Raw genomic sequence first — 10,698 nt, forward strand, 5'->3', positions numbered from 1 at the left:
CGGGCGCTACTTCAGGACGATCGAGGACCACGACTTGACCCACTGATCACGGTTCTTGGCGATCGTGCCGGGTGCGACGGTCTCGGGCGCGGTGACCTTCGCGCCGAACTCGGTGAACACCGCGGGCTCCTTCGCGCCCTTGACCACCGGGTCCACGAACATGTTGAGCGGCATGTCCTCCTGGAACTTCTTGCTGATCAGGAAGTCGATCAGGGCCTTGCCGCCCGCCTGGTTCTTCGCGCCGTCCAGCAGCCCGGCGAACTCGATCTGCCGGAAGCAGGTGGAGGTGGCGACGCCGGTCGGGGCGGTCTTGGGCTGCGGCTTGGCGTACAGCACCTCGGCGGGCGGGCTCGACGCGTACGAGACGACGAGCGGCCGGTCGCCCTTGGCCTTCTTGCCGCCGGCCGAGCCGGAGAAGTCGTTGTTGTACGCCTGCTCCCAGCCGTCGTCGACCTTGACGCCGTTGGCCTGGAGCTTCTTCCAGTACGCCTGCCAGCCGTCGTTCCCGTACTTCGCGACCGTGCCGAGCATGAAGCCGAGGCCGGGTGAGGAGGTGGCCACGTTCTCGGTGACCAGCAGGTTCTTGTACTGCGGCTTGATCAGGTCGTCGAAGCTGCGGGGCGGGGCGGTCTTGTGGTCGGCGAAGTACTTCTTGTCGTAGTTGACGCAGAGGTCGCCGCTGTCGATGGGGGTGACCCGGTGCTTCGCCGCGTCGAGCTGTACCCCGGAGTCGACCTGGTCCAGGCCCTTCGCCCGGTACGGCGTGAAGAGGCCGTTGTCGAGCGCTCGGGACAGCAGGGTGTTGTCGACGCCGAAGAAGACGTCGCCGCGCGGGGAGCCCTTGCTGAGGATCTCCTGGTTGAGCGCGGCACCGGCGTCCCCGCTCTTGAGGACGTGGACGGTGTAGCCGGTCTCCTTCGTGAACTCCTTGAGCACGGCGGGAGATGCGGCGAACGAGTCGTGGCTGACCAGCGTCACGACCTTGGAGTTCTTGGCGCCCGAACCGGAGTCGTCGGAACCTCCGCAGGCGGCGAGCGTCGAGACGCCCAGCGCGGCGGCCAGCGCGGTGACGGTCAGCTTCCTGGTGGTCAGCGTTCTGCCGGACGTACGCGCTCGCTTGGTGGTGCTCACTGATTCCTCCTGGGATGGACATCCAGGAAGAGACGCGGCCCTGCCCGCGGGAAAGCGGGCAGGGCTGAACAGCTTGAGTAGAGACCGAACTTCCTACCCGGAATGACCCGGGCAAGGTCCAGAGGGTCTGCGGCATGGCCGCACTCTCAGCGCTGTGGCGCTCCCCTGTCGGAATATGAAAATGTGCGGCCCACGTTACACGGACCCTACCGCTGTGACACGGGCCCTACCGCTCAGCGGCCGCCAGCTGCCCGCACGCTCCGTCGATCTCCTGGCCGCGGGTGTCCCGTACGGTCACGGTGACGCCGTGGGCGGCGATCGCATCGACGAACGCCTTCTCGTCCTCCGGCCGGGACGCGGTCCACTTGGAGCCCGGTGTCGGGTTGAGCGGGATCAGGTTGACATGGACCGGCTTGCCCTTGAGCAGCCGTCCGAGCCGGTCGCCCCGCCAGGCGTGGTCGTTGATGTCGCGGATGAGCGCGTACTCGATGGAGACCCGGCGACCGGACTTCGCGGCGTACTCCCAGGCCGCGTCCAGCACCTCACGGACCTTCCACCGGGTGTTCACCGGCACAAGGGTGTCGCGCAGCTCGTCGTCGGGCGCGTGCAGCGAGACCGCGAGGCGGCACTTGAAGCCCTCGTCGGCGAAGCGCAGCATCGCGGGCACCAGGCCGACCGTGGACACGGTGATCCCACGCTGCGAGAGGCCGAGGCCGTCGGGCTCGGGGTCGGTCAGCCGGCGGATCGAGCCGACCACCCGCTTGTAGTTGGCGAGGGGCTCGCCCATGCCCATGAAGACGATGTTGGAGAGCCGCGCGGGCCCGCCGGGCACCTCGCCGTCGCGCAGGGCGCGCATTCCGTCGACGATCTGGTGGACGATCTCGGCCGTCGACAGATTGCGGTCGAGGCCCGCCTGTCCGGTGGCGCAGAAGGGACAGTTCATGCCGCAGCCGGCCTGCGAGGAGATGCACATCGTCACCCGGTCCGGGTAGCGCATCAGCACGGACTCGACCAGCGTGCCGTCGTGCAGCTTCCAGAGCGTCTTACGGGTGGTGTCGTCGTCACAGCTGATGTGGCGCACGACGCTCATCAGGTCAGGGAGCAGCGCCTCCCGCAGCTTCTCGCGCGAGGCGGCCGGGATGTCGGTCCACTCGGCGGGGTCGTGGGCGTACCGCGCGAAGTAGTGCTGCGACAGCTGCTTGGCGCGGAACGGCTTCTCGCCGGTCCCGGCCACGGCGTCCTTGCGCTCGGCGGGCGTGAGGTCGGCGAGGTGGAGCGGGGGCTTCTTGGCTCCGCGGGGCGCGACGAAAGTGAGTTCTCCGGGCTTAGGCATGGTTCATCCAGTGTCGCAGACACGCAACGGTCCACCGGACCGTCGCCCGGAGGCTGTACGACGGCCCGGCGGAGCTGGTCGTCATGGGGCGGGAGCACGCCTGTTCACTGTCCCATCAGCTCTCTGACCGCTTGCGCTGTCCAGTGGCCTGCCGCCCCGGGCGCCGAGGCCACATAGGCGGCCACCGTGCCCGCGCCCCAGGCACCGGTCTGCAGCAGGCCGGAAGCGATGTAGCGCACATACGCCGGAGACGGTTCAGTGACCGGCAGGTCGCCCACACCCCAGGGGGCGGTAAAGGTGAGCACGGGCAGACCATCCACCTGACCGGCGTGGACGAGCGTCTCGTACCGCCCGCTGCCCAGGCTTGCCACGCCACCGGCGAGCACCTCCGCCAGGTCGAGATCCTTGCCCGGCTCCCTGCCCGTCTCCTGAGCGGCGATATCGGAGAACTGGGACACCGGGACGAGATAGGCACGGGCGAACACCCGCCCCTCACTCCGAGGGTCGTAGAAGGCCCGGCCGCCGCCCCAGACAGGTGACCGGGTCGCGAAGTACAGGACCCCCGGCAGCTCCACCGGGAGAGACCGTCCGGGCAGGGCCCGGTCCCGGCACCCCGGATACTCCGCGCTCGTTCCGGGCAGCCGGCCCCCCTTGATGTAGTACGAGAGCCGGTCCAGGTGCATGTTCGAGCCGTACGAGGCGTACCAGACGTGCGACGGCGACCGGTCATCCGGGCGGCCCGGCTCAAGGGGGTGTGCGGTCGTCATACGCGCCAACGCTCCTGAAGGTGATGGGCAGACACCGGAGGGAGGGCCCGCCGTCCGGTGGACGACGCCCCTCCCTCTGGTGAAGACATAGGTGAAGACGTAGCTGGAGCCGCGGGTGACGACGCAGGCAGGAGACCTGTGCCTCCGGTCTCAGGAGCCAGTCTCAGGAGCCAGTCTCAGGAGCCGACGAACAGCACCATCAGCAGCCAGACGACGGGTGCGGTGGGCAGCAGGGAGTCCAGCCGGTCCATGATCCCGCCGTGGCCCGGCAGCAGCGTTCCCATGTCCTTGATCCCGAGATCCCTCTTGATCATGGACTCGCCCAGATCGCCCAGGGTGGCGGTGGCCGCGACGGCGAGGCCGAGCAGCAGACCCTGCCACCACTGCCCGTCGTCGATCAGGAACTGCATACAGAGGGCGCCCGCCACCATCGCGAAGCTGACCGCTCCGAACAGACCCTCCCTGGTCTTTCCCGGGCTGATGCGCGGTGCGAGCTTGTGCTTGCCGAAGCGCCAGCCGATCGCGTACGCACCCGTGTCGCTGACGACGGTCAGCAGCAGGAACGTGAGCACCCGCCAGGGACCGTCGTCGGCGGTCAGCAGCAGTGCCACGAACGTCGCGAGGAACGGCACGTAGAACGCGGCGAACACACCCGCCGTGACGTCCCTGAGGTAACCGTCGGGCGGCTCGGTCATCCGCCAGACCAGGACGGCGAGCGCCGTGAGCGCCATGGCGATCCAGGCGCCGTCGGCCCCCCGCGCGTACCCGGCGACGACCATGGCGGCGCCGCCCACCGCGAGCGGTACCAGCGGCGCCTTGATGCCCTTACGCTCGCTGAGCCGGGACGTGAGCTCCCAGAGGCCGACGACCACAGCCACCGCGATCACGATGACGAACGCGGCCTTCCAGATGAAGAGGGACGCGGCCACCACCACGCCGAGGCCGAGACCGACCCCTATCGCCGACCGCAGATCGCGGCCGGCCTTCTTCTTCTCCGGAGGCGGCGGGGCTGTCATGGGCTCCTGCGGCATCTCGTCACGGAACGGGGGGCCACTCGGGCGAGCGGCCCCCCGTTCTTGCTCGGCACGGCCGTGCTGGTGACGGCCGCCGTCTTCGGCGTCTCTGCCTGCGTCAGGCACGATGGGCATGGGCCGAGTCTGCTCAACTTCATGCTCGCCGTATGCGGGACCCGCCGGGACAGCGTCCTGGTCGGGGGCGGGTCGCCGTTCCCCGACGGGGTGGCCGCTCTGCGGAGCACCCCAGGAAGAGTCGTTCATCAGACCTCGAGCAGCTCGGCTTCCTTGTGCTTGAGCAACTCGTCCACCTGCGCCACGTACTTCGCGGTGGTGTCGTCGAGCTCCTTCTCGGCACGGCGGCCCTCGTCCTCGCCGACCTCGCCTTCCTTGATCATCTTGTCGATCGTCTCCTTGGCCTTGCGGCGGATGGAGCGGATCGAGATCTTGGAGTCCTCGGCCTTGGTCCTGGCGACCTTGATGTACTCCTTGCGGCGCTCACCGGTCAGCTCGGGGAACGTCACCCGGATGATGTTGCCGTCGTTGCTCGGGTTGACGCCGAGGTCCGAGTCGCGGATCGCCTGCTCGATGTTGCGCAGCGAGGTCTTGTCGAACGGGGTCACCACGGCCATCCGGGCCTCCGGCACGGAGAACGAGGCGAGCTGGTTGATCGGGGTCAGCGCGCCGTAGTACTCCGCCACGATCTTGTTGAACATCGCCGGGTGCGCACGGCCGGTGCGGATCGCGGCGAAGTCCTCCTTGGCGACCACGACGGCCTTCTCCATCTTCTCCTCGGCCTCGAGGAGGGTCTCTTCGATCACCACTTGCTCCCGCATGTCTTGAGTGGGCCCGCGTTCTCAGGCCCTGGAGTAAACCCGCGTCTTGCCCTGCACGGTGTCCGACCGGCAGGTTCTTGTCGGTCCTGTTGGCCTCTCGGCCTCTCGGCCTCGTGACCGCGTGGCCCCTTGGCTCTCCTGAGCGGCCGTCCCCCGGTTCTCAGGCCCGGGTGCCCTGGTCGTTCACAAGAGTCCCGATCTTCTCACCCTTGACGGCCCGCGCGATATTGCCCGACGCCAGCAGCTCGAAGACAAGGATCGGCAGGCTGTTGTCACGGCAGAGGGTGATGGCGGTCGCGTCGGCGACCTTGAGGTTGCGGTTCAGTACCTCGCTGTACTCCAGCGCGTCGTACTTCACCGCGTCGGGGTTCTTCTTCGGGTCGGAGTCGTAGACCCCGTCCACCCCGTTCTTGCCCATGAGCAGCGCCTCGGCGTCGATCTCCAGGGCGCGCTGCGCGGCGGTGGTGTCGGTGGAGAAGTACGGCATACCCATGCCCGCGCCGAAGATGACGACGCGTCCCTTCTCCAGGTGACGCACTGCGCGCAGCGGGATGTACGGCTCCGCGACCTGCCCCATGGTGATGGCGGTCTGGACGCGGGAGTCGATCCCCTCCTTCTCCAGGAAGTCCTGGAGAGCGAGGCAGTTCATGACCGTACCGAGCATGCCCATGTAGTCGGAGCGGGCCCGGTCCATGCCGCGCTGCTGGAGTTCGGCGCCGCGGAAGAAGTTGCCGCCGCCGATGACGACGGCGATCTCGGCGCCGTCACGGACGACCGCTGCGATCTCGCGGGCGATGGCGTGCACGACGTCGGGGTCGACACCGAGGCCGCCGCCGCCGGCGAACGCCTCACCCGACAGCTTCAGCATGAAGCGGCCGTGCCTCTTGACGTCGCCGGTACTGCCGTCTTCGGTCCTGTCGGCGTTTTTGTCGGCCTGTTCCATGGAGATCTCCTCGTGCGCATACGAAGAAGGCCATTGCCGGGGCTCCTTGCGGTTCCCTGTGCGGCAATGGCCTCCTCGTCAGATCTGCGGCCGTCCGGCGCGGACCCGGGCGGCTGCGTCAGACCCTATCGGGGTCTTCGGTGGATCGCGTACAGACTCAGATGCCGACCTTGATGCGCGAGAAGCGCTTCAGGGTGGCACCGGCCTCGTCCAGAACCTTCTGGACGGACTTCTTGTTGTCCAGGGCGTACGGCTGGCCCAGGAGGGTGGCGTCCTTGAAGAAGCCGTTGACCCGGCCCTCGACGATCTTCGGGAGGGCGGCCTCGGGCTTGCCCTCGGCGCGCGTGGTCTCCTCGGCGACGCGGCGCTCGGCCTCCACGACCTCGGCCGGGACGTCCTCGCGGTCCAGGTACTTCGGCGCGAAGGCGGCAATGTGCTGCGCGATACCGCGGGCGAGCTCGGCGTCGGCCTTGTCCAGCTCGACCAGGACACCGATCTGCGGGGGCAGGTCGGGCATGGTGCGGTGCATGTACGCGGTCACGTAGACGCCCGAGAACTGCGCGAAGCGGTCCAGGACGATCTTCTCGCCGAGGTTGGCGTTGGCCTCGTCGACGTACGCCTGGACGGTCTTGCCGGCCTCGATCTCGGACGCGAGGAGCGTCGCGATGTCGGCCGGGGAGGTCGCGGCGACGTGGGCGGCGAGCGCGTTGGCGACAGCCTGGAACTTGTCACCCTTGGCGACGAAGTCCGTCTCGCACTTCAGCTCGACCAGGACACCGGAGGTGTTGTCGTCGGCGATGAGGGAGACGACGGCGCCGTTCTCGGCGGAGCGGCCCTCGCGCTTGGCGACACCCTTCTGGCCCTTGATACGGAGCGCCTCGACGGCCTTGTCGACACTGCCCTCGGCCTCGTCGAGCGCCTTCTTGCAGTCCATCATGCCGGCGCCGGTGAGCTCGCGGAGCTTCTTGACGTCAGCGGCGGTGTAGTTCGCCATGATCGTGAATTTCTCTCTCGAAGTCTGAAAGATCTTACGGGTGAACGGCGGAGGCCCGGAGGCCTCCGCCGTCAACAACCGAACCGGTGAGGGTCAGGCCTGCTCGGCATCCGCGGCCGGGGCGGCGGGCGCCTCGGCGGCAGGGGCCTCGGCAGCGGGCGCCTCGGCGGCCGGAGTCTCGGCGGCGGCCTCGGCGTCGGCGACCTTCTCGGTCTCGGCAGAGGTCTGGACGACCTCGGCGCCGTCCTTCTTCTCACCGTCGAGCAGGTCACGCTCCCACTCGGCGAGCGGCTCGGAGGCAGCCTTCTCGCCCGGCTTCTGGTCGCCGGTCGCAGCGCCGGAGCGGGCGATGAGGCCCTCGGCGACGGCGTCGGCGATCACGCGGGTGAGCAGGGTGACGGAGCGGATCGCGTCGTCGTTGCCCGGGATCTTGTAGTCGACCTCGTCGGGGTCGCAGTTGGTGTCGAGGATCGCGACGACCGGGATGTGGAGCTTGCGCGCCTCACCGACGGCGATGTGCTCCTTCTTGGTGTCGACGATCCAGACGGCGCTGGGCACCTTCTGCATCTCGCGGATACCACCGAGGGTCTTCTCCAGCTTGGCCTTCTCGCGCGAGAGGACCAGGAGCTCCTTCTTGGTGAGGCCGGAAGCGGCCACGTCCTCGAAGTCGATCTGCTCAAGCTCCTTCAGACGCTGAAGGCGCTTGTAGACGGTGGAGAAGTTGGTCAGCATGCCGCCGAGCCAACGCTGGTTGACGTAGGGCATGCCCACGCGCGTCGCCTGCTCGGCGATCGCTTCCTGGGCCTGCTTCTTGGTACCCACGAACATGATGGAGCCGCCGTGCGCGACGGTCTCCTTGACGAACTCGTAGGCGCGGTCGATGTACGACAGCGACTGGAGCAGGTCGATGATGTAGATGCCGTTGCGCTCCGTGAAGATGAAGCGCTTCATCTTCGGGTTCCAACGACGGGTCTGGTGACCGAAGTGGACGCCGCTTTCCAGCAGCTCCCGCATCGTGACGACGGCCATGGCCGTACTCCTTGATGTACTCGGTTGTCGCGACCGCAGGTTTGCTGTCGCGCCTGACGCCCACACGCGCCGTGCCACAAGGGACCGAGAGGCGCGTCCATCGACCGCTGATGGGGTGATGGGGGGCGTGCGAAGTCGACCCGGTGACCCGGATCGCCACCAGAAGTGTACGGGACCCGGTGAGCGCCGGGTGACGGCGATGTCCACAACCGGCTGGTAGTCCACAGATACCGGCCATGATCCCCGCGAACCCGCGTACTGGGGGACGGTTTCCCCATGCGCCTGAACGAGACCGCTCGGGGCCACGACGCCCGCGAACCGAACACCCCGGACCGGAACGCACGGTTCGCCGGGTTACCCGTGGCGGTGTGCGCCGTGCTGCTGGCCGCGGTGGCTGCGGTCTGCGCGGTGGCCTCGGTGGCTGCGGTCTGCGCCGCCACGGGGGCCGGGCTGCCGTTCGCCGTATCGGCAGGGGCGACACCCATGACGGCATTGACCGTGCAGGCGGCGGTGCCGGCACGGGTGCCCGCGGCCATGCCCGCGACCGCGACCACACCTACTGCCGTGCCTACGGCGGACCGCAGCTGGCCGGTGGGCGGCCGCCCACGGGTCGTCCACGGCTGGGACCCGCCCGCCTCTCCGTACGGGCCGGGCCACCGCGGAGTCGACCTCGCCGCCCCACCCGGCACACCGGTACTGGCAGCCGCTTCCGGCCGGGTCACGTTCGCGGGCCGGGTGGCCGGGCACGGGGTGCTCACCATCGCGGTGTCGGGCACACTCCTGCGCACGACGTACGAACCGGTCCGGGCCCTTGTCAAGAAGGGCGACGAGGTCACCGCCGGGCGGCCGGTGGCGGTGCGGGAGGACGCGCCGTCCCACTGCCCGTCGGGCTGTCTGCACTGGGGGCTGCTGCGCGGGGACGTCTATCTGAACCCGCTGTCGCTGCTCCCGCCGGGGCTGCTGCACCGAGGGCCGTCCAGGCTGCTGCCGGTCTTCGGGGTTCCGGAGATCACGGACGAGACGCCCGAAGCCGGACCGGGATACGCGGATGACGCAGTGGCGGCGGAGTACGGGGAGGGCGCGCGCACCGGCGGGCGTCAGCCCTGGACGCCACCCAGGGCCATCGCCACGGCCGCGTCCGCCACCACGGCGGGGTCCTCCGCCGAACCCGTCTCGATACGCCGCACCGCCGCGTCCACCACCCCCTGGAGCAGCATCGCCGCCAGTCTCGGCTGGTCGTGGCGCAGAGCTTCGAGCGCCTCGACGATCATCGCGATGAGACCGCCGTGCGCGGCACGGATCTTCTCGCGGGCACCCGCATCGAGCTCGCCTGCGGAGATGGCCACCACGGCCCGGTGTCGCTGGTCCCCCACCAGCGCCAGCTGCTGGCGCACATAGGCCTCGACCTTGCCCGCCGGATCAGGGGCCCGCTCCATCGCGGACTCGATCTCCGCCGCCCAGACCGGGAAGTCGACGGCGCAGAGCTCTTCCACCACTGCGGCACGGGAGCGGAAGTACTCGTACACGGAGGAGCGCGCGAGGCCGGTGCGCTCGGCGAGTGCGGGGAAGGTCAGCGCCTCCGTGCCGCCTTCGGAGAGGAGGGTGCGGGCGGCGTCCAGCAGGGCGCTGCGCTGCATGGTTCGGTGTTCGGCCACGGAGGCCGCTCGAATCCTGGGCACGGGCCCACTTTACGGAAGCCCTCTCCGCAGGCACGATTCGCCTGCGGATTCAGCGGCCGACGTCCGACAGCTTGGCGCGAAGCTGCAGGACCGATTTGGTGTGGATCTGGCTGACTCGGCTCTCCGTGACCCCGAGGACATGGCCGATCTCGGCCAGCGTCAGACCTTCGTAGTAGTAGAGGGTGACCACGGTCTTCTCCCGGTCGGGGAGCGTGTTGATGGCACGGGCCAGGAGCCTGCGCAGCTCGCGGCCCTCGGCCAGCTCGACCGGGTTGTCCGCTGCGGTGTCCTCCAGGGTGTCCATCAGGCTGAGCCGGTCGCCGCCCTCGCCGCCGACGTGCAGCAGCTCGTCCAGGGCCACCACATTCGCCAGCGACAACTGGCTGAAGACCGCGTGCAGTTCCTCGACGGCGATACCCATCTCGGCCGCGACCTCGACCTCGGACGGAGTCCGGCGCAGCTGGGCCTCCAGCGTGGCGTAGGCACGCTCGACGGCGCGCGCCTTCTGCCGGACCGAACGGGGAATCCAGTCGAGCGCGCGGAGTTCGTCGATCATCGCGCCACGGATCCGGGTGATCGCATAGGTCTCGAATTTGATGGACCGCTCGATGTCGAACTTCTCGATGGCGTCGATCAGCCCGAAGACACCGGAGGACACGAAGTCGGCCTGCTCGACGTTGGGCGGCAGCCCCACGCTGACCCGGCCCGCGACGTACTTCACCAGGGGCGAGTAGTGCAGGATCAGCTGCTCGCGCAGCCGTCTGTCGCCCGTTGACTTGTACGACCGCCACAGCTCATCGAGCGAAGACGGCGCGGGGGGCCGAATGTGGCCACGTGCAGCCGGCGGCGCTGCCGCGCGGTCAGACCCGGACGTGTGCTGGGGCATTCGTTGCCTTGAGCCGTTCTGCTGGGACCTGCGTGAGGACTTGTTTTGAGCCGGATTCCTTGTGAGCGTAGCGTGACTGGAGCATTG

10 protein-coding genes, 1 pseudogene and 1 riboswitch are annotated in these 10,698 nt (G+C 68.8%); of the genes and pseudogenes, 1 reads left to right on the forward strand and 10 read right to left on the reverse strand.

Annotation, left to right across the window (positions count from 1 at the left end):
* Positions 1-6: 6 nt before the first annotated feature.
* The 8 genes from OG210_RS05330 to rpsB form a co-directional block, all read right to left on the reverse strand.
* Positions 7-1,131, reverse strand: a complete 1,125-nt coding sequence (locus tag OG210_RS05330; RefSeq protein WP_371535099.1) for a thiamine ABC transporter substrate binding subunit — start codon at positions 1,129-1,131, stop codon at positions 7-9.
* A 72-nt stretch (positions 1,132-1,203) separates the two neighbouring features.
* A riboswitch (TPP riboswitch) is annotated at positions 1,204-1,308 on the reverse strand.
* Positions 1,309-1,357: 49 nt separating this feature from the next.
* Positions 1,358-2,464: a 23S rRNA (adenine(2503)-C(2))-methyltransferase RlmN gene (gene rlmN / locus OG210_RS05335; RefSeq protein ID WP_371535101.1), complete on the reverse strand. Its 1,107-nt coding sequence runs from the start codon at positions 2,462-2,464 to the stop codon at positions 1,358-1,360.
* Between the two features lie 104 nt (positions 2,465-2,568).
* Positions 2,569-3,231 (reverse strand): histone deacetylase, encoded by a 663-nt coding sequence (locus OG210_RS05340; protein ID WP_371535103.1) that lies wholly within the window; start codon positions 3,229-3,231, stop codon positions 2,569-2,571.
* A 176-nt stretch (positions 3,232-3,407) separates the two neighbouring features.
* Positions 3,408-4,508 (reverse strand): phosphatidate cytidylyltransferase, encoded by a 1,101-nt coding sequence (locus OG210_RS05345; RefSeq protein WP_328331930.1) that lies wholly within the window; start codon positions 4,506-4,508, stop codon positions 3,408-3,410.
* Positions 4,508-5,065, reverse strand: a complete 558-nt coding sequence (frr, locus tag OG210_RS05350; protein WP_371540179.1) for a ribosome recycling factor — start codon at positions 5,063-5,065, stop codon at positions 4,508-4,510. Before frr ends, OG210_RS05345 begins: the two co-directional genes overlap by 1 nt.
* A gap of 175 nt (positions 5,066-5,240) precedes the next feature.
* Positions 5,241-6,023: a UMP kinase gene (gene pyrH, locus OG210_RS05355; protein WP_328331928.1), complete on the reverse strand. Its 783-nt coding sequence runs from the start codon at positions 6,021-6,023 to the stop codon at positions 5,241-5,243.
* A gap of 157 nt (positions 6,024-6,180) precedes the next feature.
* The gene (tsf, locus tag OG210_RS05360; RefSeq protein ID WP_328331926.1) at positions 6,181-7,017 is read right to left on the reverse strand and encodes a translation elongation factor Ts; all 837 of its coding nucleotides are present in this window, start codon (positions 7,015-7,017) and stop codon (positions 6,181-6,183) included.
* A gap of 93 nt (positions 7,018-7,110) precedes the next feature.
* Complete coding sequence (rpsB, locus tag OG210_RS05365) at positions 7,111-8,046, reverse strand: 30S ribosomal protein S2 (RefSeq protein WP_328331924.1); 936 nt, start codon at positions 8,044-8,046, stop codon at positions 7,111-7,113.
* Between the two features lie 534 nt (positions 8,047-8,580).
* Here rpsB and OG210_RS05370 point away from each other — a divergent pair.
* A pseudogene (locus OG210_RS05370) lies at positions 8,581-8,922 on the forward strand (peptidoglycan DD-metalloendopeptidase family protein); the annotation flags it as partial.
* Between the two features lie 221 nt (positions 8,923-9,143).
* Here OG210_RS05370 and OG210_RS05375 read toward each other — a convergent pair.
* Together OG210_RS05375 and whiG are read right to left on the reverse strand one after the other, a co-directional pair.
* Positions 9,144-9,701, reverse strand: coding sequence for a helix-turn-helix domain-containing protein (locus tag OG210_RS05375; protein ID WP_328335626.1), 558 nt, complete (start codon positions 9,699-9,701; stop codon positions 9,144-9,146).
* A gap of 73 nt (positions 9,702-9,774) precedes the next feature.
* Positions 9,775-10,611: an RNA polymerase sigma factor WhiG gene (whiG, locus tag OG210_RS05380; protein ID WP_327294989.1), complete on the reverse strand. Its 837-nt coding sequence runs from the start codon at positions 10,609-10,611 to the stop codon at positions 9,775-9,777.
* Positions 10,612-10,698 lie beyond the last annotated feature (87 nt).

It is taken from the genome of Streptomyces sp. NBC_00466, from assembly GCF_041433995.1.
GTDB lineage: Bacteria > Actinomycetota > Actinomycetes > Streptomycetales > Streptomycetaceae > Streptomyces.